Genomic DNA, 24,878 nt, shown 5'->3' with positions numbered 1-24,878 from the left:
TTTCTAATACAAACTAATTGGGGTTTTAAAATGACATTTAAATCAAGCATTGCTACACTTACTGGAAAATCATCATACTTTATTTTAAGTAAGTTTTTTAACGGAGGATCTTCTTATCCGGGAAAGATTGCTTACAAAATAGATCCAAACATTTTAAAAAGTCTTGGAAAAAATTATGATTTAATCATCGTTACTGGTACTAACGGTAAAACATTGACGACATCATTGATCAATAAAATGGTTACTCAAAAATACGATGACGTTCTTACAAATCCCACTGGATCAAATATGATTCAAGGAATCGTTACAAGTTTCGTTACTCACCAAAAGAAGAGCAAACGACCATTAGCCGTTCTTGAAGTTGATGAAGCTAACGTAGAAATTATTTGTAAATTCATCAAGCCAAAGTATTTCGTGCTAACAAATATCTTCCGTGATCAAATGGATCGTTATGGTGAGATATATACAACTTACCAAAAGATCCTCAACGGCATAAAGCTTGCACCAGATGCAACAATTATTGCTAACGGTGACGCTGCTATCTTCTCTTCCAAACCATTACCAAACAAAGTCATTTATTATGGTTTCTCAAGTAAGGGACACGAAAATGACGATATCAAAGCTCCAACTAATACTGATGGAGTTCTATGCCCTAACTGTAATCACATCATGCACTACCATTCAATCTCTTATGCCAACTTAGGAAGTTACTTCTGCCCTAATTGTGGATTCAAACAAAATGATCTTAAGTATCAAGTTACAGATATCAAAACTCTATTGCCAAACAAAACTGAATTTGAGATCAACGGTAATCCATTCACAATGAATATCGGTGGTAAGTATAATATTTATAACGCACTAGCTGCTTTTGCTATTGCCTCTGAAATGGGAATCAACGTCGAACAAATGAAAAAAGCCTTCTCATATGATGAGAAGGTCTTCGGACGTCAAGAAACAATCACTGTTGGTAAAAAAGACGTTAATATTATTTTGGTTAAGAATCCGGTTGGATTAAACCAAGTTATCGAAACAATTTTGAGTGACAAATCAGATTATTCATTGGCATTCTTGTTAAATGCTAATTACGCTGACGGTATCGATACTAGTTGGATCTGGGACGCAAACTTTGAAGACTTCGATTACGACAAACTACCACTTGTGATTACTGGTGGTAAACGTATCAAAGATGTCACTTATCGTTTCAAGATTGCCGGGTTGAACATGGACAAGAATATTGAAACTGTTGAAATTGAAGACTTTGTTAAGCAAATTCCTAATATTCCAACTGATAAGATTTATGTTCTTGCCACATATACTGCTATGTTGGGATTACGTAAAGAATTAATGGATAAAGGTTATTTGAAACAAAAATAGTTACTTATAGTTAAAGCCTGATTGTAATTGTTATTCCACTCAGGCTTTTTGTTTGTTTTCGCTTCCGGATGTGAAACCAAAATTGATATAACTATGAATTAATGTGTAATGAAGTCCTTCGTATAAGACTGCATGGAACGTTCAACAATAACTATAAATATCCTTTACTCAGACCCAAGCAATACATTCAAAGCTTACTTACTTTCCCTCAAAAACGTATCTAGAATCGTATTTCTTCTCTCCAAGAACACTTGATTGTGATCAACTGGGTGAACTCTATTCGTCAGAACAACCATTGCATTGTGATGTGTGTAATCTAACGCAATAAAATGACCAGTATATCCAGTATGAAATAGGATATTACCAGGCTTAATATCCCAACCTAGCGAACGTCCTGGATTCAAATCTGTAAAGTTCTTATACAAAAATTTATACTTCTTAGACAGCATGGCCTTAGAGAATTCCATAACATCGATCAAACTAGAAAACATCCCCGCAGATCCGCAATGTTTGCCCAATTGGCGAGCTTTTGGATCATTTGGTATTCCTATAAGCATCTGACCATTAACCTCGTACGTTGGCGTGCAACGGCTTATTTCAGGTGAAAATGTCGTATCACTGAGATTCCATTCATTGCGAACAAAACTTTGAATTACATTTTGTACCGGTTTTTGATAAATTTTTTCAATTATTAATCCTAAGAAAATCATTCCAGTATCAGTATAAACAACCTTTTTGTTGAAATTATTTGTGACCGGTAGCGTGAACAGTGCATCTATCAATTGTTGATCATCTAATTGATCACGATCAGGGATATACCCCGCAATACCTGATGTATGTGTCAGTAAATGAAATATCTCCACACGATCATCTTTGAATTGTGGTAAATATTTTTTGATAGGGTCATGAAGCCTAATCTTCTTCTCATCAATTAACTTCAGAATTAACGGAACGGTACCCATTACTTTTGTCAAAGATGCCAAATCATACAATTCATTACCTTTAAGTGGTTCAATTGTTGGAACCCATTGTGCATCCCCAGCAAAATTCGATTCATCATATGTTGTCTGAATATCATCAACATCATGGCTACTAATGAATCCATAACTAACCCCTGGTACGACTTGTTGATTTACCATATCGAGGATTTGTGCTTCAGTTTCTTGAAATTTTTTCATACTGTTATCTCCAAAACTATTAATATTCAAATTGTAACGTAAATTCTCCTGTGCCTCACAATTAATTAACTCAGAATTACCTAGATACAACAAAAGGAGCCAGAATAACCAATTGGTTATCTTGACTCCTTTTTATTTACATAGCAACATTTCCGGCAAACTGTGAATTATAAAGATCAGCATAGAAGCCGTTCTTTGCCATTAATTCCTCATGATTACCTGTTTCAATAATTGAACCGTGATTCATAACAATAATACTGTCAGCATCACGAATTGTTGACAATCTGTGGGCAACAACGAAACTTGTCCTGTTCTTCAACAATCTCTCCATAGCATGTTGAATATGAACTTCAGTTCTTGTATCAACTGAAGACGTAGCTTCATCAAGAATCAATATTTCTGGATCAGCAACAAAGGCTCTAGCAATAGTAATTAGTTGTCTTTGTCCTTGAGAAATATTTGATGCTTCCTCATTTAGAACTGTGTCGTATCCATCTGGAAGCTGTCTTACAAAGTTATCAACGTGAGCAGCCTTGGCCGCATTGATGATATCTTCTTTAGTGGCATCTTCGTTACTATACTTCAAGTTGTCATAAATTGTTCCAGTGAAGAGCCAAGTATCTTGAAGCACCATAGCATAATGCTTTCTGACTTCTTCACGAGTCATATTTCTAACATCTTTACCATTGATCTTGACTGAACCACCACTAACATCGTAGAAACGTTCAAGCAAGTTGATAATAGTCGTTTTACCAGCACCAGTTGGTCCAACAATAGCTACCATTTCACCCGGTTTAACATGTAAGTTATAGTCTTCAAGCAAGATAGGCTTACCTTCATAACCGAACTTAACATGATCCAAAGTAACTTTATCATCAGTCTCTACATCAGGAACATCTACCTTATCATTATTCATTTCTGGTTCATCAATAATTTCAAAGATACGTTCAGCAGACGCAATTGTCGCCTGAATTGTATTAGTTAAATTGGCTAATTGTGAAATTGGTTGTGAGAATTGGTTCATGTACTGCAAGAATGCCTGGATATCCCCAAGTGGTAAATTACCATTGGCAACTGAAATACCACCATACATTGCTACAAAAACATAACCTAAATTATTCAAGAATGTCATCAAAGGCATCACAATACCTGAAATCATTTGAGCCTTCCATGAAGCCTTGTACAACTTGTCATTTTCACTTTCAAAAACATCAATTGAATCTTGTTCATGATTAAAACTCTTAACGACAACATGTCCAGAATAATTCTCTTCGACTTGATTATTCAACAAACCAAGTGATTTCTGTTGTCTCTTAAAGAACTTCTGTGATTGAGGTGCGATAACACCAACAACCAGCAAACTAACAGGAATAGTTGCAAGAGCAATCAATGTTAACTTCCAACTAATAGTGAACATCATCCACAATACACCGATGAAAGTAACCGTACTTGTAACCACCTGCGTGACACTTTGTTGTAGCGTACCAGCAATATTATCCATATCATTGATTGCACGTGACATAATATCACCATTTGAATGTGAATCGTAATATCCAATTGGTAAACGTTCCATCTTGGACTTCAAATCACGTCTTAACTTGAAAACTGTCTTCTGTGATATACGAGTCATTGTAAATTGTTGCAAGAATGTGAACAATGCTGAAGCCAAATACATCAACATAACGATCAAAATGATATGTTCGATCTTAGTAAAGTTGATTGGAAGCTGGCTCACTTGTATACCAGCTTTTTGCTGAGCAGCACCAGTCATAACACCCTTGTATATCTCAGTTGTAGCTTCACCCAAAATTTTAGGAGTTCTAATTTGGAAGACAGCTGAAGCAATAGCCAGTGCCATAACAATAATGATACCAACTACATATGAAGACATATACTTGGCCAAACGACCTGTAGTCTTCCAGAAGTTCTTTGGCTTAACAACTAACCCTGGACCATGTCCTGGACCGTGACCACCACTTGGTTGAGCGGTTTTTGTATCTTCTTTAGCCATTATTTTGCCTCCTTAATCTGAGACTCGATAATTTCTTGATAAGTCTTATTATTTTCTTTCAATTCTTCATGAGTACCAAGACCAACCATCTTACCGTCATCAAGAACAACGATTTGGTCAGCATCAGCAACAGTTGAAATTCTTTGACCAACAATCACGACCACACGTTTACTAATTGCAGCATCATTTTTGAGTGCTGTTCTTAGATTCAAGTCGGTCTTGAAATCAAGTGCTGAGAATGAATCATCAAAGACATAGATAGATGCATCTTTTACAAGAGCTCTAGCGATAGCCAAACGTTGCTTTTGACCACCAGAGAAGTTATCTCCACCCTGTTCAACGATTGCATCGAGTTGTCCGTCTAGTTCCTTAACAAAATCATCAGCTTGTGCGACTTCTAGTGCATGCCAAATTTCATCATCAGTAGCGTCATCCTTACCATAAGTCATATTACTTCTTATAGTACCCTTAAATAAGATGGCCTTTTGAGGAACCATGGCAACTTTTCGATTAATGTCTTCAGTACTCAAAGCCTTAACATCAGTACCGTTCAAACTTACAACACCAGTTTCAGAATCAAAGAACCTTGGAATCATATTGATCAAGGTACTCTTACCAGATCCAGTACCACCGATAATAGCTAATGTTTGACCTGCGCCAACTTTGAAGTTTAAATTAGATAAGGCTAAGTTTTCAGCACCACTGTATCTGAAGTTCACATCACTAAAGCTAAGTGATGGTTCGTCTTTGATCTTAGCGGGCTTAGCAACTGTATCAATTGTGCTTTCAGTAGCAAAAACTTCTTGGATACGAGCGGCTGAGGCTGAAGCACGAGGAACGAATACAAACACTAATGAAAGAATCATAAAACTCATTAGAATCTGCATTGCATATGTCATGAAAGCAATCAAATTACCAACTTCCATTGATTGATTAGCAATATACTTCGCACCCAACCATGTGATACCAACATTAGTACCACTCATAATCAAAGTAACAATTGGGAACATCAATGCTACAATAGTAAATACTTTGATAGCATTGTTTGTATAGTCAGCATTAGCGTCCTTGAAACGATCTTGTTCGAACGCATCTTGACGGAAAGCTCTAATAACACGAACCCCAGTTAATCCTTCACGGAAAATAAGGTTCAACCTATCTGTCTTCTTTTGCATAGCCTTGAACAATGGCACAGCAAAAAACATGACTAATCCAACAAGGACAATCAATATAGGAATTGAGATAAGGAAAATCTTTGTCATCTCAGCGTTCTTCTGATAGGCCATAATACTTGCACCTATCAACATAATTGGTGCCATGATCATCATACGAAGCATCATGATCATAACATTTTGAATTTGAATAACATCATTAGTAGTTCTAGTTGTTAATGATGATGTATCAAATTTGTCAAACTCATCATTTGTGAAGAACAAAATTTTTCTAAACAAATCAGATCTTAATTTCTTCCCCAAACCTTGTGAAGCTTGAGCCGCCATCAGAACATTTCCAACAGCAGCGATAACACTAACGATTGAAATCAATATCATTTTCGTTCCGGCATGTATAATATAATTAGTATCACCGGTAGAAACACCATTGTTAACAATGTCAGATGTGATGTTAGGCAAATACAACGTGGTAATAACTTGTACAGTCATAAATGCAACCGCACCAAGTACTTGCCACAGATTAATCCTGCCACGAGCAATCTTAAACAATCCATTCACTCCTTTATAAAAAACTCATTATAGTATTAAAGCACTTATTTAAACAAAATACTAATAATAATTATCAATAAGGCGGTACCCAAATTGAATAATAAAATTAATACCCTCAATCCAATTAAAGGACTGTTTCGTATTATAGCATTTATATTACTATTTATTGCAGAACAAATTCCATTAGCAATACTTACTTTGACAAAAAAAGACTTGGGATCTAAGTACTCAGCCTATTTAAAAATTGCCCCAATCGCAACCCTGGTACTGTTAGCGCTTGCATCAGCAATAATCTGGATAGTCTTCAAACGAGTACAAAAGTTCCAGTCAGTTAAATTTAACAAAACCACTTGGATAGTCATTATTATAGCAACCATATTGGTCTTCGCAGTTAATGTTGTAACCGTGCCATTGATGAAAAATACGAATGACAACGTTGCTGCATTGGAATTAGTCGGCAAGAATAACATGCTTATTCTAGTCTTTTTTACAATAATTGTCGCACCAATTTTGGAAGAAATTCTTTTCCGCGGTATATTTATGAACTGGTTCTTTGTCAATAACCCACTTATATCAGTCTTAGTAAGTGGCATTGCTTTTGGATACGTTCATGCACCCTTTTCACCGGGAATTGATTGGATCTATGCTCTATCCAAAGTATTGCTAGGAATTATACTAGCAGCCGTGTACTATCGAACCAAAAATATTAAGGCAAATATCACTGTTCACTTTTTGAACAATTTTCTTGCCATCTTAGCAGGCCTATTATAATGAAAGAACGCGATCGAAAAAAAATAAATGAAGCATACCAAAATGTACTAAGAAAAGTAGTGATTTGGGGAGTATTATCGATGCTTTTACTAGCATCATCCAAAATCACTGGTTGGATCATTATGGAATTTACTGGACTTGCCAGCGTAGTTTACACAATAATCCTAGTAGGAATACTATTTTATATAGCCTTCATGAAGCGACGTTAAAACTAACGTCGCTTTTTATTTTTCACAAAATCAATGATACAAAAAAAGCTGTAAGCGCAGGGCTTACAACTTCCTAGTATTACTATAAATCACAAACTATCACCCGTATGGGAATCGAACCCAATTTTTATGGAATGCCCTTAAATTAACGTTTACAGTGCTTTGATAAGCTGTATTTTTAAATTGACTAGGATAATGACTAGGAGTGACTAGAAATCTAGGTAATTTACTAACTTTTTAGATGCTTCTTTATTTTGAGATTGAGTTACATGTGTGTAAATATTCAACGTGGTTTGAGCGTCCTCATGTCCCAATAATTCTTGAGCTTCTTTAATAGTTGCACCAGCGGAAAATAATGCACTGGCGTACGTGTGTCTAAATCCATGGATGGTTATCTTAGGTAACTTACAATCATCTCTATTTAAAATGGCATACAACCATTTACGGGGTGTGTTAAGAGATCTAAAGGTATTCTTATTAGTAGCAAAAAGTAATTGTTCACTGCTATTTGTATTAACTCCTAACATTAAATATTCTTTCCGTTGCTGTATGTGCCAAAGTTTTAAATATTTCATGGTAGTATTGTCTAAAGGAATGATTCTAGTGCCTTTTTTAGTTTTAGTATTATTAATTTGTAGTTTACCTTTAATACCTTGAGCAAGAGTTTTATTGATGCTTAGGGTATTTTTTTGTGTATTAACATCATCCCATGTCAATGCTAAACACTCGCCACGTCTAATACCACTAAAAGCTAGAACACGGAAAAGAATATATTTTTCTAAGTTTTTTTGTGGATCAATAAAGGAAAAGAATGTTTTTAGTTGCTCTCTAGTCCAAAAATTAGGTGCCTTGTCCTCGTATTCCTTATTCTTAGGGATGATAACACGGGTGGCGGGATTATCGCTTATATAGCCTTGCTTAATAGCATACTTAAATATTGCATTGGTGTAATTGAACCACGTCTTATAGTTATAGGTGGTTTCCTTAAACCAGCCATTCACAGCACGCTGTATTTGTACCGTTTTAATAGTCCTAATACGATACTTGCCCAACTTAGGTAAAATACGATTCTCAAACATTTTTTGTCGCTTATACCACGTTGATTCACGTACTGTATTGATGTAGCTAGAGAACCATTCTTTATACACTTGCTTGAAAGTTATATTCTCATTGGGATTCTTTTGCTCAATCATCCCTTGAGTGGTTAAGTATTCTAACCGTTTTAATTCCATGGTTGCTTCTTTAATTGTCCTGAAACCCCGACGGGTGGTCATACGTTGTTTACCAGTTTGTTCATTGATTCCTGTATATATTTGAAACTTATAGGCGGTTGCACCGTCTTTTTTTGTATACTTTTTAACTCGTTTATCCATTATAGGTTTACTCCTAAACGCTATCGGGGCAATTTAGTTTCAACGTGAGTTAATTAATATTTTTTGGCAAATCTATATTATTAATTTTCTTCTTAGTATCCTCCATAACTTGAATATACTCATCAATTTGTTTAGTTAGTTCATTCAATGCATATTCTTTATTGATATGTGGGTAATAACCATTTGGAGCTATCACTTGCTTTAAATCATGTGGCATTAATAAAGAATTTTCACAGACTTTTATAAAATTTTTATATTCATTTTCAAAATTCCTATTAAAATCTCCATTCAATTCATCATCAATAACTTTTGTCGTGGCATTGTAAATAATATCAGCAGTAGGGTTTTCTGAATCTCCTACCCAATCATCAAAGGCATTCCAATCCATATCATCATAATTTCTTGATTCTTTCACTATGTTAATAATTCTATCAATTATAGGTTCCATATCATTTTTAAAACTTTCAGGAGTGTATTCGGGTAAAAATAGTCCTGCATGTTCATCTAGAAATTTCATAATATCAATTATATCAATTTTTTGTAAACCGTCCGTTACTTTGATATACGTATCAATTTCAGACGCAATATTCAAATAATCGAGTACATACAATTTCCAAATAGCATTTATATAATCGTCTTTTGTGTCATTTCTTATACCTTGCAAATATGGCACTGTTACTCCTAATTCTTGTGCTAGTTTTTTCCACATCTCTAGTTTAGGTTCACGATCGCCATTTTCATATTTACTAATTGACTGTCTAGCAATTTTTAATTTTTTAGCCAAATCTGTTTGACTGTAACCCTTGTTAATTCGGGCTCTTTTTATATTATTCATGACTGCTTGCGACCCCCTTTTTGTTTATTTTACTACACTTTTTAAAAAAGAGCACCAAAATGTAGACAAATTAAAATGAAAGTTTTATAGTATGTTTATATCATCTAGCACCAAAATGGGGCTAGATAAAAAGGAGGTTAATAATTTATGAAAACACTATCGAATGATTTTGTTAGTGATGTGGTTAAGGCTAAAGGAATGACATCCGTTAAGGACTTATCACGAGTTACTAAGGTTAACCGTTGGACGTTATCAGACGTTTTGAACAAGCGTAAAAACAACGTTAGTGATGAAACATACACTAGACTGTATAACTTTAAACTATCTAAGGAGGATAAATAAAAATGGTAGAAATAACACTATCACACGATCAACAAGCATCCCTAGGGGATTACATTTATAAATTGGTTACTGATTCAATTAATCAGGCTCGTAAAGATGCAAGCATAGACAGTAAGGACTTCTTTCGTAAAAAAGAAGCATGTAAATATCTAAACGTATCAAATAACACTTTTGATCACTTCATAGAAAGTGGGCTACCTTATCATGTCGTACGTGGCATTACTATTTATAGCAAAAAAGAATTAAGTCAATTTGTATTAGAACACTAAAAAATAATTAGCTATCGGGGCGTTATTAGCAATACATGGATTTAATAGGAGGTAATGAAATGGAACAAGAGAACCAACTAGATAAAGAATTAATGGAGTTACTGGATGATATGCAAACATATCTCACGGTAATAGGCAATGATGATTATGTAATTGAAAATGGTATCTCATACGGTGCTACTGAATTGGCTATTAAAATGGCTAAGGATTCTTTACGAGTAGCTGAAATATTGCATATCTATGATGTAGAGACGGCAAAACATCCATATAATCCAGAGTTGGACAAATAAGCATGAATATAAAAAAGGGTAAAAAAATAGATTGCTTGCACCGACCAAAGTTAAGCAATCCAGAAAATTAATTATATTTTACCCTTTAATTATACATTGAGGGAGATTTACAAACAATATGAATGAACAAATACAAGAAATACTAAACAGTAATTTAAAGAATAAGCAATTAATTGATTTAATCATAAATATGGTTGACACAACACAATGTTTATCATCCGAAAGTAAAGTAACGGCAATATTCACGTTATTAGATCAAGGCGGTTTAAATTCTATTCAAGATAACCTCATGAATGTATCGCTATCAATAAACGATGTTAACGCTAAACTATCCGATCTATTGGAGGATATTAAACATGACTAAAGTAGTTGATCCTTACGACATTGAATATATTGCCTATCATATGAACAACCTAAGTAAAAATTTACTAGAACTATTAGCAGAAAACATAGACAACCTATCTAATAAAAATATTAGTGGTAAATATACCGATAGCGAAATAGTAAACGAGTTAGATCGTGTCACACCCCACTTACAGGCGTTGTGTGATGTCTTATTAAGAGGTGCTAATGCCAATCACGATAAATTAATAGAACTAGTTAACGGCGCAATACACGCTGACATTGGGGATGTTAACAATGACTAAGAACTTATTAGAATACGCCCTACGATATGCGGAAAAAGGGTTTTACGTCTTACCTTTATCACAAGACAAAACACCACTTATTAAGTTTGCAAATCATCCCTCTTTAACATCTGATGATATTAAAACAATCTGGAATAAATATCCCTATGCACAAATAGGATTACGAACAGTTCAATTTTTTGTTGTTGATATTGATAATGAGGCGGGACATGGTACGGATGGCTTTAAATCTATTAAAGGTATCAACTTAAATGAAACGTTGTCACAGACTACGGCTAGTGGTGGAAAACAATTTTTTTATAAAAAGCCTAAAGACATTAGCCTAAGTCAAAATATAGGTGTATTGGATGGTGTAGATATAAAAGCTCACATTAATAATTATGTAATGGTTGCCCCTAGTGAGAGAAATAACACCGCTTATACGTGGGACAATCATTTACCAATGAATGAACCTAGCACTGACATTATTAATCTAATGAACCAATCTAAGCTTAAAATACAATCCAAAAACATTATATTGAATTTCAACAATAGTAACGGCATTAGATTGAAAAAATATACGGGCAAACTAATAGACGAAATAGTTACAGGTACGACCCACGGTACACGCAACGACTGGCTAACAAGAATGACAGCTAAACTACTTAATAGCGGTGCAGAACGTGAAAACATTTACTACCTGTTATGTGTAATTAATCAGAATTTTATAGATGAACCACTTGAAGAAAGCGAGGTAAATAAAATTTTTAGAAGTATGGTAAATAAGGATGGTGGACAATGAAAGAAATTCCCGAAGAAATTAAAAAAGCTATTGATGATAGCAAAATAAAGATAGTTGAAAAGTCGCCTAAATTGATTCCATACGATATTAATTTCACTACTCCACCGGATGAGATAACGGCAAGCAATCCCGAATTGTTAAAAGCATTCAATAAACAAATTAGTGACGATACTCCAAAATGGCTAAACATATGGTTTACATATACACCGCCCACCAAAAAATTATCAAGTAAAATCACTCTAAAACATAACGTAGATGATGTAATTTATGGAGATGAGTTCCTTAAATCTCATATCATGAAACGATCTAAAGGGATGATGGAGGGGTTTAATTATTTACCCGATAAAGGTATATGGAATATATACGGCAAAAACGAGGCACAGGCAACTATTGAAAGCATATTAACACGTGATTTACGTGCATGGGGAATTTATGACAATGGGAATGTTATTAAAGTTAGACTTTATATTCTAAGGATGATGTTTGATATATCCCTAGGTAATACATCCCCATTTGATACATCACGACCTGAATTAGTAGCATTTAAAAACGGTACTTATAACATTCTAACTAATAGAGTACAGCCACATGCCTCCAAAGATTATTTACTAACCTATCACAATTACAGTATTGATCCCTCAAATAATAGTTGTCCCGCTACTGACCATCTTATGAAAAAAATGTTTGGAGATGCCTCTATCACATTACAAGAGTATATAGGATATATGTTTTATCATTCATATTCAAAGTTCAATAAAGCCGTGTTCTTACACGGAACTGGTGGTAATGGAAAAAGTACATTTATAAACCACGTTTTAAAGAATGTAATTGGAGATGATAACAATTCAGCTATCCCACCAAATGAAATGGGGAGTAAACAAAATAAATTTAACAAAGCCGAATTGTTTCGAAAAGAAGTTAATATGGTTGCAGACATAGATGATAGTTATATTGAGAATACCGCTATTTTAAAGAATTTAACTGGTGGTGATTCAATTAATGCAGAGTTTAAAGGTATACAAGGTTTTCATTTTAGAAATTATGCTAAACTTCTTTTTTCAGCGAATAGCTTACCTAAATTTAGGGATGATTCAGACGGCTTTGCTAGTAGACTAATCACTATTGATACAATCAATCCTAATACAAGAAACGAGCCTAACGGACATCCCGAATGGTGGAACGACATTGATATGAATGCAGTTAAAAAGGAAGCTCCATCTTTTGCAGTCAAATGTATGCAGTTATTTCGTGAAGTATTAGATCGTAACGGATTCACTATCCCCGATAGTGTTCGTGATAGCACTAACAAATGGAAAGACGATAATAACAAATTTAAGAATTTTGTAGAGGATTGTCTTGAACTTACTGAGGATGATACCAATGGTGAAAAGGCTATTTACATACACGATCAATGGGTAAAATACGCAAAAAATAATGGCTATTCAGATAAAATGAGTATTCAAACGATGGCTAATAAATTAGAAAAGTACGGAATACATAGAAAAAGAAGTCGAAATGGCTACGGAATATCAGATACCACCAATGCTATTTCTAGATTTATGGGTGTTCGTGTAATTACTGATGGCTACGATTAATAGCATACTGACACACTGACACATAACTGACACACGTTTAAACGTTGATATAATAGCATTTACAGAGTATTTGTGTCATGTGTCACTTTATTTAACTTTTATAATATAAATAAAAAAAATAAATAATAGATAGTAATAGTAGTATAAAACGAAATAATTATACAGTGGAAGTTTTTCTAAAAATAACTGACACACTGACACATAATTAGGCGTAAGCGTTGGTAGAGTATGGCGGTGGTCTGTGTCAGTCTTGTGTCAGTTGTGTCAGTATTTTGAATAAAACAATCAATAATACTATTAAGGAGGACAATAATATAAAACGACTTGAATATTTTAATGGTAAAAACTTTATTACTATTAGTGAAGTTAAAGATTGTAAAGAAATACGTTTGGCAGAAGACAATACAATTATTAATAATTTTATAAACAATACCGTTCTCAATAATATAGTTCTTATTATTCTCAACTGCATCTGCTATTGGCGCATTCGACTATCTCCATTAAGATACTCAGTATTATAACTTTCATTTTTATAATCTGAATATAATTGATCATCTTTTGTCACATCACTAAAATCTTGTTTACCGTCATCCCACTTTTGAAGAGTTCCATTTTTATCAGCATAAAAATAGATAGTTTGGTCATTTATCTTTTTAGATATGGTTTGATAATAATCAGTATCATTATTTATCGAAGCTGGCACCTTAGATAATTGATCAACGATATGTAAAATATAGCCATTCCCCAAATCATCTCCAGCCTTCAATTCTCCTGATTGTAATCTATTAACTAAATTTGTGTTATCAGACCAATTCAAATAATTGTTTTTACTTTCATCAGAATGAAGTGCAATATCACCATTATTTTTATCATAACCATCGTCATGTTTGATTTGATAATCATCAACAGTATTTTGTTTTTCATTAACTGCATTATCTAATTCATTCTGGCGATCAACAGGTAAATAATTGTTTTGAATACTGTTTGTATTCTTGGCATTATTAATGTCTTGTATTTGGCTAGGCGTTGCCAATATGAAATTCTTGCTTTCGTTATTATAAATATAATACTGATTATCCTTTTCAATAAAAGTTATATTCTGATTCTGTGTAGTAACACTCTTAGTCAATGGAGTATTATTATTGATTGAATAATTACTATTATTTGATTTTCCTTGATCACTTTGTATACCACTTTTATCTGTATCAGAATTAGATATTTGGCTTAAGGTTACTTTATCAGATGTATTAATAGTATCAGCTAATATAATTTGCGAATTCCATAAGAAGAATCCCCCTAAAACAGCATTACTAAACAAAAAAATTTAGTTATTTTATGATCTTTACTCATTTTATATTCCCCATAAATATTTTGTTTTATTGCCTAACAGAGGAATTATACTTAGTCAATTTCAAATTGGGGACATTTTAGGATAAATTCGAAAAATTATACATATCATTTTACTAAAAATATCTGGTTAATATTAGAAACAAAAAAGTCACAAAACTTCAGCTTAATTGCCGTTGCCTTGTAACTTTTTTATTATTTAGCTTTCAAATTCTAATAACCAGTACTTGAATAACCATATGTCGAACTATTTGAACCTGCTCTAGAGGTTGTCGAACGCTGTGAACCTATATTCTTAATTTCCTCATCAGTTTTTGTTGTAGAAGAACTTTGAGTTGCAGGGTCATATTGTATATCACCTGTCTTAGCCTTTGACAAATCTAAGTTTTTACGAATAAAATCAGTTACTCGTTGTAATTCGGATTTCTTCATAACTTCCATACTTTGGTCAGCTACTTGTGCACTAGTACCTTGTAAATGAGTTTCGGAAGTATTCTTTCTAACCGAATTATAATCCTTAGCAAGTTTTGTTAAATCATTAAAGGTCATATCCGTTTGTGTTTGATTGGCAATTGAGTTAATGAAGTATTGATTCAATAACGTCTTAACCGAACTACTCTTCTTCAATAGTGCTGTTAGAACAGCTCTTTGACGTGTCTGACGACCATAATCCCCTTGAGGATCATCATAACGCATTCTCGAATATGCCAGAGCTTTTTTACCATTCATATGAGTTTTCTCACCATTAGTAAAAGTATAGCCTTGATATGTAAAAGTTAAAGTTGGAGTCACATCAACTCCCCCAGCTCGGTCAATGACTTTTCCCATACCGCCCATATTAATAAGTGCATAATAATCAATTGGAACATTCAATAACTTTTGAACAGTTGTGATGGCGGTCTTAGCTTGACCATAAGAATAAGCTGCATTTATTTTAGCAGGTGAATCCTTCTGATAACCTGGAATATTAACGGCCGTATCACGAGGAATACTTACCACAGTTGTTTTATTGGTAATTGGATTCAAAGTAAGAACCATCATGCTGTCAGTCCGTCCTTTGTAATCACGACCAAGCGCACCAGTATCAGTTCCCATTAAAAGAATTGAAATTGGTTTCTTATCTTTTAGTTGTTTACTGACATCACGTTGTTTAGCCACACCTGACGGTTTGAATGAACTATTAACCGCAGTTTTAGCACTACGATAACGTGTCATACCATAGGCTGCCCCACCTAATACAACCAATAGAATCAATGCTAAGAATGTATTTCTTAATGTGTGCTTCTTTTTCCTTTTATTATTATGCATATATTCTCCCCCTAAAAATTAAACGATAATGATATTAGATTAAACTTGAAATTCTTTCCTTACAGTCTGTAAGGCAGCCATAATAGTTTGATCCATATTGTAATAACGATATTGACCCAAACGACCACCAAAAACAACATTTGGACATTCTTTTCTAGCCAATTCAACATACTTAGAATACAATTCCTTATTACGTTTATTATTAATTGGATAGTAAGGCTCATCACCACGATGCCATGTTTTAGGATATTCATGTGTAATAACAGTCTTACCTTTATTTCCCTTACCAAATTCAAAATGTTTATGTTCAATAATTCTGGTAAACGGTGTTTCTACATCGGTATAGTTAACTACTGCATTTCCTTGATAATTATCTTGATCCAATACTTCAGTATCAAATTTCAAACTACGGTACTCTAGCTCACCTAACTTATAATCAAAAAACTGATCAATCATACCAGTAAAGATAATTTTATAGTCAGAATTCAAATATTCTTCTTTCCTGTCAAAAAAATCAGTACTAGTTTCCACATCAATCAAATCATTATCTAATAATTTCTCAATAATTTGTGTGTATCCACCAACTGGAATTCCTTGGTAAGGATCATTGAAGTAATTATTATCGTAAGTGAATCTAACGGGTAATCTCCGAATAATAAAGGCAGGTAAATCTTTAGCTGATTGTCCCCATTGTTTTTCTGTATAACCTTTAACAAGCTTTTTATAAACATCAGGTCCTATTAAAGAGATGGCCTGTTCTTCAAGATTTTTAGGGGCTCCATCCAGAGGAAACTCTTTTTTTTGTGATTCAATTTTAGCTTTTGCCTCATCTGGAGTTATTACTCCCCAAAGTTTATTAAAAGTGTTCATATTAAAAGGAAGGTTGTAAATTTCACCATTATAATTAGCAATTGGACTATTGATATAGTTATTAAAATCAGCAAATTGATTTACATAATCCCAAATATCCTTCATTTTTGTATGAAAAATATGTGCTCCATACTCATGAACTTGAATGCCTTCTACTTCTTTTGTATAGATATTTCCACCAACATGATCACGCTTTTCTAAAATTTTAACATGACTGCCACGCTTTGACATCTCATGAGAAAATACTGACCCAAAAAGGCCAGATCCTACAACTAAATAATTTGTCATTTTAATCACAAAATCCTTAACTTATTTTAAATTTAAATATTATTTCTTAAACAGATTATAAATATCTTTTAAATTACCAGTAACAAATAAGAAAATAATAACTTCAATGGCCCAAATGAGGCCTCTTACAACTAAAGTTAAAAAAACACTATTAAATTCTACAGTCATTTTAACCATTAACATTACAATCATACTAACTATTCCTGATAACAATGGCACAATTAATGTTTTAATTAATTGAAAAAGATTTGACTTCAATCCCTTTTTCATTAACATTCCAGCTGATACAAAGAAATTTAAATAATATGAGAATGAAACAGCGAGAGCAACATAAATGATAGAGTGACTAATTATTCCAATACAAATAAAAAAAGTAATTAATACAAAGGAAATTTCTCCATTTTTTGTTTGTAGTCTCGGAAGGTTCAATGATTGCCAAATTGGTGTTACTATCTGTGAAAGCAATTGAACCCAAATACTCAACGACAAAATACTCATAGGTAAAATTGCCCCAGTCCATTGTCTACCAAACAAAAAATAAACTATTTCTTTTGAGTTAACCGAAAAGAAAACTGATATTGGAATCGAGATGAATGCAATTTCCTTACTAATTTTTATATAAAATTTTCTTAGATACCCAACATTATCCTCAAAATTAGATAATACCGGCTGTAATACAGGAGTTATTATTCCCAAAAACAACGTAATTGGTTGTGAAAGAAGTTGATAGCTTTTTGAATAGTATCCTAAATCTGTAGATCCAAAAAATTTTCCTATCAATATATTATCGATATTTCTATATCCATAATTAAGAACCGAAAACTTAGACTGTTCAATTATATATCTGCCTACTAATCTTACTGGTCTTCTATCAAGACTATTGTTATATTGAATATCAATATAAAATAAATTAAATATCAGAGTAAAGACAACAGGAACTACTAAAGTAATTACTATTGAATATATTCCTACTCCAAAGACTATTGCAACAACTCCCGATAATAATCCTAGAACAGAGCTTATTATTCGTCTAACGCCCAAAGCTTTAAAATTAAGTCCCTTCAAAAATAATCCTTGTGGAACACAATTAATAAAAGATGCCAAAACTAAAATAGACATCAACCAGCTCACAGGTATATAAATACTATTATTAAAGAAAAAAGATAGAATAAAACCAAAGCACCCGAAAAAAATAGTCGCAATGATTCCAAAAACAACACTATAGTTAAACAAAATTCCGTAGTCTCTATCTTCAAGCTTCTTATTCTGAATAATGGCAGAAGGTACTGCCTCACTAGTAAAAAGGTTCATAAAAGTTGCAACAATTTGTACTATAGTTACTATACCAAAGTCACTAGGACTTAATTTATGAGATAAAATTATATTGATTACTAACAAACTAACTACATTAGCGAACTGGGCAAGTGAGGTATAAAGAAATCCTTCCTTAATTTTATTCATCAAATTATTTGATTCTCCTATTCCACTGTTTTTCTTTTTCTTAGGTGATTAATCAAATTACCAGCTAAAATGGGATTTATAGAGGCACAATAGGCTTTCATTCTCTCTTTTAAGCCAATCTCAAGTGACTTTGAAACTTGTCTTCCATTTTTAGTTTTCCGAACTAGGTCATTAAATAAGTTCATATTATTTCTAATTTCATTACTTGATAGCATCTGCATTAAAAAATCAAAATTTGTATGCCATTCTGCATATTTTAAAGCCTTGTCAATACGATCAGATCTTACAATTAATGTTTTATCCAGATACTTTAATGCTAATAAGCCATTTCTTATTTTATCCATTTCCACTTTTGTCATAGCACTATTAGGATTACTTACTCTATAAAAATATATTGGTTTGTTACTAAATGCAATTTTTTCTGCATTACTAAAGGCTAGAACATTAAAATTAAATCCTTCACCTATAAAAAGGCTATCATTAAAATATATTCTATTTTGTTCTAAAAAGGATTTCTTAAATATTTTAGAAAAGCAACTAACAACTGTCATTTTGTATAATAATATTTTTTCCAAAGCATCTTCAGAAGTTCCGACTGTTTCAACAATTTTCGAATTATAGCTCTTATCAAGGGAATCACCAAATTTATAAAACGTCAAAATATTGGTTGCTACAGCTATATTGACATTTTTTCTCAATATTAAACTAACTAAACATTGAATATAATCTATGCTCACAAAATCATCCGCATCAATAAAGCAAATATAATCCCCATGTGATTTATCAATACCATAGTTTCTTGCACGAGAAACGCCGACCCCCTTCATGTGAAAAACACAAATTCGTTCATCAGCAGTAGCAAGTTGATCACAAACTATTCCCGTAGTATCTTCTGAACCATTCTCCACCAGAATTATCTCTATATTCTTATAATAACCTGAACTAACTGACTCAACACATGTTTTTAAATATCTACTCACATTATGAGCCGGAATAATAATTGAGACTAACGGCTGATTTATTGGTTTCAAATTAACACCTCACCTTAATTACTAATTGCATTTTTTAGATATTCATCTACACGTAATCTTTCATTCTCTAAAATATTATTAACTTTTTTAAAATCAACTTTTTTATCTATAATATCTAAATCTGTATATTTTTTTAAATGTCTATCACTCTCATCAACAAGATCTAAGAACTCAGATATTCTATTCGAAAACATTTTTGGATAAATACATATTGGTTCAGTATTCATTAACATAGAAAATGCTGTGGCATGAAAGGAATCCGTTATTACATATTCAGCATTATCTATTAGCGAAACAAATTCGGTAATTTCAGGAATAAGCTTACTATGACCTGTCCGAATAATTTGATCTAAACGCGTACAAAACCGTATTAACTTTAATCCAGTTTTTTTCGACAATTCCTTTGCATACTTATCTAGAGAATCATTTCTATTTAATGAATAAATTAAGATATATTTTTCCGAAATTTTATTTTTTGGACTAATGTTTCTCCAGAAATCGGCAGGCATACTTAAAACCGGATCCACTAATTGTTCAACATTGATATTATTGATTTTTAATTGATTTTTTATTATATTCACACCTGAAGGCTCACGAACAGAAATACACTTAAATTCTTCTAAGTATTTTTTTACTTCATTAAGATTTTCTTCTTCTAACTTATTCATTCCAAAGCTTGAAGAAAAACTAATCTTAGGTTTTCCTTTAGTCACAAAATTTAGATAAAGAGCAGGAATTACTCCACCATTCCATCCCGTATTCCAGACTTGATCGCTCCCCACAACATAATAATCAGCATTACTTTTAAAATTGTCAAAGTCACTATCTTTTAAATATTTCTTTTGAGTAAGATTTAAATATTTTTTTCTGAATCTATTAAATTTAAAATGCCAAATCAACAATGTTGGTAAACTCGCTAATCCTCTAAAAATATTTCCTTTTGAGAATGTTTTTAACAATCCTATTCCATAAGTGTCCCTTCGCCGATAATCAATAAATTTCACATCATCAAAATACTCTTTCAGCTTTTCTTGTGTTGCTAAAGCCTGTAATTGAGTTCCATAATTAGCCACACTATGTAATGTAATAACATTTGCTTGCATCTTTAACCCCTATCGAATAATAAAATAAATGGATATAATTTTATACTATTCATAAATATCCTCTAAAGTTTCTTTTTTTATACATATTAATAACAATATTAAACTGAGAAAAAAACTAGTACTTCCTAACTGCCAAATCATAAATGACCCCACCAGAGCCTTGACTCCTAATAAATATAGCGATAAATACCTAGTACTTTTACCTAAAAATGCTTTATAAAATACAATTCCAGATACACTACCAAAAATAAAAGAACCAATGTACACACCTATGGTTCTAAAATCCTCATAAAAAAAATAAAACAACGTGCTAAATGAGTTCATAGATTGCATAGGAAAAACTTTTATCCAAATGTCCTGTGGCAAGCTTTGCCACTCAACGACATTTTTTACAATTTCAGAACTTAGTCCAATCAAATTTCCTCCAGCATTTATAAGCCATGTGAATGGATAAAAAAAACTAAGTCCATAGCTTTGAATGTTGAAATTATCCACATAATTCATCCAATAAGAGAGTAATACAACTGGTGCGGAAAAATAGGCATAAAAAGAACGAAAGAGGCTGTTTGAACTTCTTAAGTTAGAAAGTACAACTAGAGCAACAAATGAAACAATGATTATCACAAAGCCTGTTCTTTTTATCCTTTTAGAAATATAAATTTTTTCATAAAACATAACAACGAAGAATTGTATAACCGTATATACCAATATAATTCTTGATCCTGTTGCTAAAATATTTAATATCAAATCAAAAAAAATAAGGCCAGAAAAAAATATATGCTCACGTTTTACAAATAGTAATATTGCAATCGGTAATAACGCATACAGTCCCGGTCCAGAAATATAACTTGACATTACACCTATAATTGGATTTATTGTACTAGTTCCTAATGTTGAATCACCATATCCTAACAAGGAATTTCTAAGCTGGATATAATTTCCTCCACCCATTAAAAATTTCATTGAATAGATAAAAGTTATAACATTTCCCAAGGTAACAATCATCATCAATGGTATAATAAATTTCCAGCGAAATACCAAATTAGTTGGATACTTTTTCACCCTAATGATGTTTCTTAAAATTAATCGAGCAAGGGACACGCCAATATCAAAACATAACACCCCAATCTCAATCAAAAAAACTGCTTTATTATCAAATGCACCTATACCGTATCTTCTTTGAATAGCTAAAAATACTATTAACATGAACAAAGAATTAAACATGATTATAGGGGAAAACAAATTTCTATAGACTAACCAGTCTGCTATAGTAACTAGCAGTATTAGAATCAGCCAAAAAGTCATAATTTTTATCCTCCCACAAACGACTAATAAAGCGGTGTTAAAGAGCACTTAATTAGTCTTATATTATTTATTTAAATACGAACCTTGTACTTAAATCATAAAAGATTCAAACACTTCTATTTTTATACATTCTAATATATAAAAGTGGAAAATATCTTGCAGCAATTGATGCGACTTTATAATTATCATCCAGAAACACTAATGAATTAAAAAACATTTTGAAGTTAACAAATGTCATTAATTTTTTTTGAGCTGATGTATTCCATCTAGAATCATAATTAATATGATGATGAACAAGATGTAATCTGGTCCTAATTTTGAATGCTATATATGCCTTTTTCGGTAAATGGATTGACATTTCATCTAAAAATATTTTGACTTTTTTTTCATATAAAGTAGCAAAATAATCTATTTTTGCATTAAAATGCATTGTTGTAGACATACCATCACGTTTATACAAATTATAATATGTGTCATCCACGAATTGAATCTTTTCAAAACGAATAGCACACAGATACTTCAAAACAAACAACGAATCTTCGAAAAAATTACCATTTTCAAAATGCAAATCATTATCCTTAATAACGTCTAATTTAAAAACCTTGTTCCACAATCCAACATCAAATTCCTTGTTCCTAGTAAGATAATTTATTATGAGATTCTTTTTATTCTGAGCAAGATTAAGCAATGTTTTATTTTCAACAATAACCTTATCCGAGAACACTTTATTTATCCCGCACATAACAAGATCATTATTATCATCAATTAAGTTAATCATGTTCCTTAGCATCCCCTGATTAATATCATCGTCACAATCAAAGAACATAACATACTTGCCTTTGGCATAATTCAAGCCATTATTTCTAGCAACAGATTGTTTTAAATTTTTTTGACATAAAAGAACTATATTGTTATATTTTTTGATTATTCTTTTTACTATTTTTATTGATGAATCCGTAGATCCATCATCAATAATAATTATCTCGTATTTAAAATCAGTTTCTTGAATTTCTATAGAATCTATGCAACCTATTATTGTCTTTTCAGCATTATACATTGGAATGATTATACTCAATTTCATCTCCATTTTATCCTACCCTTACTTTACAAAAAATATCATTTTAAAACCTATAATTATCCTTACGCAAAAATTATATTACAGCCCCAGCATTGATCGATTAGTTTCGACACATTCTGCATTAGCCTATTATTAATTTATATATCATCAAATGACATTAACAATAATTTTAATATAAGGCTTTCATATTTTAACTAGAAATGTGTCTTCCCTTTTTTGAATCCAAATTTTCTGAGGATAAAATAAATCATTTTTTTAAAATAATGTTTGTTACCCACTTGATACCATGGTACTTCAGTATACTGAATATTATTTTTTATAATCCATACATCCATTAATAATTCAGAAAGATAACCGTAGACTCTTGCCTCTTCAATAGAGAAATCTTTAATGTCTATTTTTTTTTCTAAATCACTTAAGACGCTAAAAATAAACTTAGAATAAGAGTTAAATCTTTCCTTCTCCATAATAAACATATTAAACATATGTGCCTTTCGACTTTTCAACATTATATTAAACGCCTCAGAATAGCTTGGATAATTATTGTCAATTATTCGTTCCAACTCAATCAATGGCACCTCGTTATGAGCATGGATATAGTGAGATTCATTAGTTTCAATATAATAATGCCTTTTTTTGGGAAGAATCACATCATTGTGTTTAAGTAATTCTTCTACTTCATTTTTTTGTATTGGTACATTTCTATTACTTCTTGAGGCAAACAATCTTCTATAATGCACTAACCCAATCGCATCAATGTTATTAAGATTTTTCCAAGCCCAGTAAATTGCAGTTAATTCATTATAATTAGGATTTTTAGAGGAAATATTTTCCCCATCATCATCTCTTTGAAAATCTATACCTTCTCTATAATTTCTAGCAGCACCAACTAAAACAGGCATATATAGACCTCTATCACTAGGCATTTTGAATTTTTTATGTGCAGCAACCATAATTTTAATATTTGACATATCTAACCTTTCGTAAAACCTAATTAATAAGCACCATTAGGTTTAACAAAAACCAAAACAGTCTTAAATAATACATATAAATCAAACATAACTCCACGGGAGTTAATGTATTTTAAATCCAATTCAACCATTTCATGAAATCCAACATCATTACGACCACTAATTTGCCATAATCCCGTACATCCAGGCTTTACTGATAATCTTTGACGATCACGGTCTGTATAACTTTTAACCTCACGTGGTAGTGGCGGTCTTGGTCCAACAAGGCTCATACTGCCTTCTAGTACATTTACTAACTGTGGAAGCTCATCAATACTATATTTTCTAATGAATTGACCCACCCTTGTTACACGGGGATCATCTTTCATTTTGAACATAGCACCCTCAACTTCGTTTTTATCCAATAAGTCAGTTAAATGCTTATCAGCATTAACTACCATTGAGCGAAATTTAAACATTTTAAAGGCTTCTTGCCTTTTGCCCAATCGTATTTGTGAATAAAAGACAGGTCCTTTAGGATCCTCAACTTTAATAGCGACTGCCACAATTAAGAAAACTGGTGACAAAATTATTAATCCTAATATACTAGCAATGAAATCAAATATTCTTTTAAATGCTCTATAAATATATCGTCTCTTTTGATAAGAAAAATCTATGACAGCATTATCATCTTTATTGTCAAAGTATTCCATATATGCAATCCCCCCAGAATGTTCTCCT

25 protein-coding genes are annotated in these 24,878 nt (G+C 32.2%); 10 read left to right on the top strand and 15 right to left on the bottom strand.

Annotated features, from left to right (window positions below):
* Nucleotides 1-30 precede the first annotated feature (30 nt).
* Nucleotides 31-1,374 (top strand): Mur ligase family protein, encoded by a 1,344-nt coding sequence (locus tag EKM66_RS08475; RefSeq protein WP_125763597.1) that lies wholly within the window; start codon nt 31-33, stop codon nt 1,372-1,374.
* Nucleotides 1,375-1,568: 194 nt separating this feature from the next.
* On the opposite strand, the gene EKM66_RS08470 is transcribed toward EKM66_RS08475, so the two are convergent.
* The 3 genes from EKM66_RS08470 to EKM66_RS08460 all read right to left on the bottom strand — a co-directional run bounded on the left by EKM66_RS08470 (nt 1,569) and on the right by EKM66_RS08460 (nt 6,284).
* On the bottom strand, nt 1,569-2,552 hold the full coding sequence (locus EKM66_RS08470) for a serine hydrolase domain-containing protein (protein ID WP_125763595.1): 984 nt from the start codon (nt 2,550-2,552) through the stop codon (nt 1,569-1,571).
* Between the two features lie 136 nt (nt 2,553-2,688).
* On the bottom strand, nt 2,689-4,563 hold the full coding sequence (locus EKM66_RS08465) for an ABC transporter ATP-binding protein (RefSeq protein WP_125763593.1): 1,875 nt from the start codon (nt 4,561-4,563) through the stop codon (nt 2,689-2,691).
* Nucleotides 4,563-6,284, bottom strand: coding sequence for an ABC transporter ATP-binding protein (locus tag EKM66_RS08460; protein WP_125763591.1), 1,722 nt, complete (start codon nt 6,282-6,284; stop codon nt 4,563-4,565). The genes EKM66_RS08465 and EKM66_RS08460 overlap by 1 nt, the downstream gene beginning before the upstream one ends.
* A 93-nt stretch (nt 6,285-6,377) precedes the next feature.
* Between EKM66_RS08460 and EKM66_RS08455 the strand changes: the two genes are divergently transcribed.
* Nucleotides 6,378-7,055, top strand: a complete 678-nt coding sequence (locus EKM66_RS08455) for a CPBP family intramembrane glutamic endopeptidase (RefSeq protein ID WP_125763589.1) — start codon at nt 6,378-6,380, stop codon at nt 7,053-7,055.
* Complete coding sequence (locus EKM66_RS08450) at nt 7,055-7,264, top strand: hypothetical protein (RefSeq protein ID WP_125763587.1); 210 nt, start codon at nt 7,055-7,057, stop codon at nt 7,262-7,264. The genes EKM66_RS08455 and EKM66_RS08450 overlap by 1 nt, the downstream gene beginning before the upstream one ends.
* Nucleotides 7,265-7,473: 209 nt before the next feature.
* Here EKM66_RS08450 and EKM66_RS08445 read toward each other — a convergent pair whose 3' ends face one another.
* Both EKM66_RS08445 and EKM66_RS08440 read right to left on the bottom strand, forming a co-directional pair.
* Complete coding sequence (locus EKM66_RS08445; RefSeq protein ID WP_125763585.1) at nt 7,474-8,637, bottom strand: tyrosine-type recombinase/integrase; 1,164 nt, start codon at nt 8,635-8,637, stop codon at nt 7,474-7,476.
* 49 nt (nt 8,638-8,686) lie between these two features.
* Complete coding sequence (locus tag EKM66_RS08440) at nt 8,687-9,472, bottom strand: helix-turn-helix domain-containing protein (RefSeq protein ID WP_125763583.1); 786 nt, start codon at nt 9,470-9,472, stop codon at nt 8,687-8,689.
* A 147-nt stretch (nt 9,473-9,619) separates the two neighbouring features.
* Between EKM66_RS08440 and EKM66_RS08435 the strand changes: the two genes are divergently transcribed.
* The 7 genes from EKM66_RS08435 to EKM66_RS08405 all read left to right on the top strand — a co-directional run bounded on the left by EKM66_RS08435 (nt 9,620) and on the right by EKM66_RS08405 (nt 13,396).
* Nucleotides 9,620-9,814: a hypothetical protein gene (locus EKM66_RS08435; protein WP_125763581.1), complete on the top strand. Its 195-nt coding sequence runs from the start codon at nt 9,620-9,622 to the stop codon at nt 9,812-9,814.
* 2 nt (nt 9,815-9,816) lie between these two features.
* Nucleotides 9,817-10,083, top strand: coding sequence for a DNA-binding protein (locus tag EKM66_RS08430; RefSeq protein ID WP_125763579.1), 267 nt, complete (start codon nt 9,817-9,819; stop codon nt 10,081-10,083).
* A 59-nt stretch (nt 10,084-10,142) separates the two neighbouring features.
* On the top strand, nt 10,143-10,373 hold the full coding sequence (locus tag EKM66_RS08425) for a hypothetical protein (RefSeq protein WP_125763577.1): 231 nt from the start codon (nt 10,143-10,145) through the stop codon (nt 10,371-10,373).
* 118 nt (nt 10,374-10,491) lie between these two features.
* Complete coding sequence (locus tag EKM66_RS08420; RefSeq protein ID WP_125763575.1) at nt 10,492-10,737, top strand: hypothetical protein; 246 nt, start codon at nt 10,492-10,494, stop codon at nt 10,735-10,737.
* Nucleotides 10,730-11,020 (top strand): hypothetical protein, encoded by a 291-nt coding sequence (locus tag EKM66_RS08415; protein ID WP_125763573.1) that lies wholly within the window; start codon nt 10,730-10,732, stop codon nt 11,018-11,020. Before EKM66_RS08420 ends, EKM66_RS08415 begins: the two co-directional genes overlap by 8 nt.
* Nucleotides 11,013-11,801 carry a bifunctional DNA primase/polymerase gene (locus EKM66_RS08410; protein ID WP_164505097.1) on the top strand — a complete coding sequence of 263 codons (789 nt, stop codon included), beginning with the start codon at nt 11,013-11,015 and terminating at the stop codon, nt 11,799-11,801. Before EKM66_RS08415 ends, EKM66_RS08410 begins: the two co-directional genes overlap by 8 nt.
* The gene (locus EKM66_RS08405) at nt 11,798-13,396 is read left to right on the top strand and encodes a DNA primase family protein (protein WP_125763569.1); all 1,599 of its coding nucleotides are present in this window, start codon (nt 11,798-11,800) and stop codon (nt 13,394-13,396) included. Before EKM66_RS08410 ends, EKM66_RS08405 begins: the two co-directional genes overlap by 4 nt.
* Before the next feature lie 475 nt (nt 13,397-13,871).
* On the opposite strand, the gene EKM66_RS08400 is transcribed toward EKM66_RS08405, so the two are convergent.
* The 10 genes from EKM66_RS08400 to EKM66_RS08355 all read right to left on the bottom strand — a co-directional run bounded on the left by EKM66_RS08400 (nt 13,872) and on the right by EKM66_RS08355 (nt 24,850).
* Nucleotides 13,872-14,714: a hypothetical protein gene (locus EKM66_RS08400; protein WP_125763567.1), complete on the bottom strand. Its 843-nt coding sequence runs from the start codon at nt 14,712-14,714 to the stop codon at nt 13,872-13,874.
* Between the two features lie 242 nt (nt 14,715-14,956).
* Nucleotides 14,957-16,051, bottom strand: a complete 1,095-nt coding sequence (locus tag EKM66_RS08395; protein ID WP_125763565.1) for an LCP family protein — start codon at nt 16,049-16,051, stop codon at nt 14,957-14,959.
* 39 nt (nt 16,052-16,090) lie between these two features.
* Entirely contained in the window at nt 16,091-17,209 is a 1,119-nt protein-coding gene (glf, locus tag EKM66_RS08390) for a UDP-galactopyranose mutase (RefSeq protein ID WP_125763563.1), read from the bottom strand.
* Between the two features lie 39 nt (nt 17,210-17,248).
* The gene (locus EKM66_RS08385; protein ID WP_225426579.1) at nt 17,249-18,670 is read right to left on the bottom strand and encodes a lipopolysaccharide biosynthesis protein; all 1,422 of its coding nucleotides are present in this window, start codon (nt 18,668-18,670) and stop codon (nt 17,249-17,251) included.
* Nucleotides 18,671-18,687: 17 nt separating this feature from the next.
* Nucleotides 18,688-19,701 (bottom strand): glycosyltransferase family 2 protein, encoded by a 1,014-nt coding sequence (locus EKM66_RS08380; protein ID WP_125763559.1) that lies wholly within the window; start codon nt 19,699-19,701, stop codon nt 18,688-18,690.
* Nucleotides 19,702-19,715: 14 nt separating this feature from the next.
* On the bottom strand, nt 19,716-20,804 hold the full coding sequence (locus EKM66_RS08375) for a polysaccharide pyruvyl transferase family protein (protein ID WP_125763557.1): 1,089 nt from the start codon (nt 20,802-20,804) through the stop codon (nt 19,716-19,718).
* Between the two features lie 45 nt (nt 20,805-20,849).
* A complete protein-coding gene (locus tag EKM66_RS08370; RefSeq protein ID WP_125763555.1) occupies nt 20,850-22,109 on the bottom strand; it encodes an O-antigen polymerase in 1,260 nt (419 codons plus the stop codon).
* A 106-nt stretch (nt 22,110-22,215) separates the two neighbouring features.
* The gene (locus EKM66_RS08365) at nt 22,216-23,196 is read right to left on the bottom strand and encodes a glycosyltransferase family 2 protein (RefSeq protein ID WP_125763553.1); all 981 of its coding nucleotides are present in this window, start codon (nt 23,194-23,196) and stop codon (nt 22,216-22,218) included.
* 185 nt (nt 23,197-23,381) lie between these two features.
* Nucleotides 23,382-24,158 carry a DUF4422 domain-containing protein gene (locus tag EKM66_RS08360; RefSeq protein WP_125763551.1) on the bottom strand — a complete coding sequence of 259 codons (777 nt, stop codon included), beginning with the start codon at nt 24,156-24,158 and terminating at the stop codon, nt 23,382-23,384.
* Between the two features lie 23 nt (nt 24,159-24,181).
* Nucleotides 24,182-24,850, bottom strand: a complete 669-nt coding sequence (locus tag EKM66_RS08355; RefSeq protein ID WP_125763549.1) for a sugar transferase — start codon at nt 24,848-24,850, stop codon at nt 24,182-24,184.
* Nucleotides 24,851-24,878: the final 28 nt, after the last annotated feature.

This window comes from Companilactobacillus hulinensis, from assembly GCF_003946555.1.
GTDB classification, from domain to species: Bacteria; Bacillota; Bacilli; order Lactobacillales; family Lactobacillaceae; genus Companilactobacillus; species Companilactobacillus hulinensis.
The sequence above is the reverse complement of the archived record's forward strand: the minus strand, read 5'-3'. Positions and strand labels throughout refer to the sequence as shown.

Bases quoted from the DNA above. Each gene is read 5' to 3' on its own strand.
- EKM66_RS08475 (WP_125763597.1), top strand. From the start codon at position 31: ATGACATTTAAATCAAGCATTGCTACACTTACTGGAAAATCATCATAC.
- glf (WP_125763563.1), bottom strand. From the start codon at position 17,209: ATGACAAATTATTTAGTTGTAGGATCTGGCCTTTTTGGGTCAGTATTT.
- EKM66_RS08395 (WP_125763565.1), bottom strand. From the start codon at position 16,051: ATGCATAATAATAAAAGGAAAAAGAAGCACACATTAAGAAATACATTC.
- EKM66_RS08375 (WP_125763557.1), bottom strand. From the start codon at position 20,804: ATGCAAGCAAATGTTATTACATTACATAGTGTGGCTAATTATGGAACT.
- EKM66_RS08450 (WP_125763587.1), top strand. From the start codon at position 7,055: ATGAAAGAACGCGATCGAAAAAAAATAAATGAAGCATACCAAAATGTA.
- EKM66_RS08385 (WP_225426579.1), bottom strand. From the start codon at position 18,670: ATGAATAAAATTAAGGAAGGATTTCTTTATACCTCACTTGCCCAGTTC.
- EKM66_RS08405 (WP_125763569.1), top strand. From the start codon at position 11,798: ATGAAAGAAATTCCCGAAGAAATTAAAAAAGCTATTGATGATAGCAAA.
- EKM66_RS08420 (WP_125763575.1), top strand. From the start codon at position 10,492: ATGAATGAACAAATACAAGAAATACTAAACAGTAATTTAAAGAATAAG.
- EKM66_RS08435 (WP_125763581.1), top strand. From the start codon at position 9,620: ATGAAAACACTATCGAATGATTTTGTTAGTGATGTGGTTAAGGCTAAA.
- EKM66_RS08410 (WP_164505097.1), top strand. From the start codon at position 11,013: ATGACTAAGAACTTATTAGAATACGCCCTACGATATGCGGAAAAAGGG.
- EKM66_RS08465 (WP_125763593.1), bottom strand. From the start codon at position 4,563: ATGGCTAAAGAAGATACAAAAACCGCTCAACCAAGTGGTGGTCACGGT.
- EKM66_RS08415 (WP_125763573.1), top strand. From the start codon at position 10,730: ATGACTAAAGTAGTTGATCCTTACGACATTGAATATATTGCCTATCAT.
- EKM66_RS08445 (WP_125763585.1), bottom strand. From the start codon at position 8,637: ATGGATAAACGAGTTAAAAAGTATACAAAAAAAGACGGTGCAACCGCC.
- EKM66_RS08440 (WP_125763583.1), bottom strand. From the start codon at position 9,472: ATGAATAATATAAAAAGAGCCCGAATTAACAAGGGTTACAGTCAAACA.
- EKM66_RS08365 (WP_125763553.1), bottom strand. From the start codon at position 23,196: ATGGAGATGAAATTGAGTATAATCATTCCAATGTATAATGCTGAAAAG.
- EKM66_RS08470 (WP_125763595.1), bottom strand. From the start codon at position 2,552: ATGAAAAAATTTCAAGAAACTGAAGCACAAATCCTCGATATGGTAAAT.
- EKM66_RS08430 (WP_125763579.1), top strand. From the start codon at position 9,817: ATGGTAGAAATAACACTATCACACGATCAACAAGCATCCCTAGGGGAT.
- EKM66_RS08355 (WP_125763549.1), bottom strand. From the start codon at position 24,850: ATGGAATACTTTGACAATAAAGATGATAATGCTGTCATAGATTTTTCT.
- EKM66_RS08425 (WP_125763577.1), top strand. From the start codon at position 10,143: ATGGAACAAGAGAACCAACTAGATAAAGAATTAATGGAGTTACTGGAT.
- EKM66_RS08360 (WP_125763551.1), bottom strand. From the start codon at position 24,158: ATGTCAAATATTAAAATTATGGTTGCTGCACATAAAAAATTCAAAATG.
- EKM66_RS08370 (WP_125763555.1), bottom strand. From the start codon at position 22,109: ATGACTTTTTGGCTGATTCTAATACTGCTAGTTACTATAGCAGACTGG.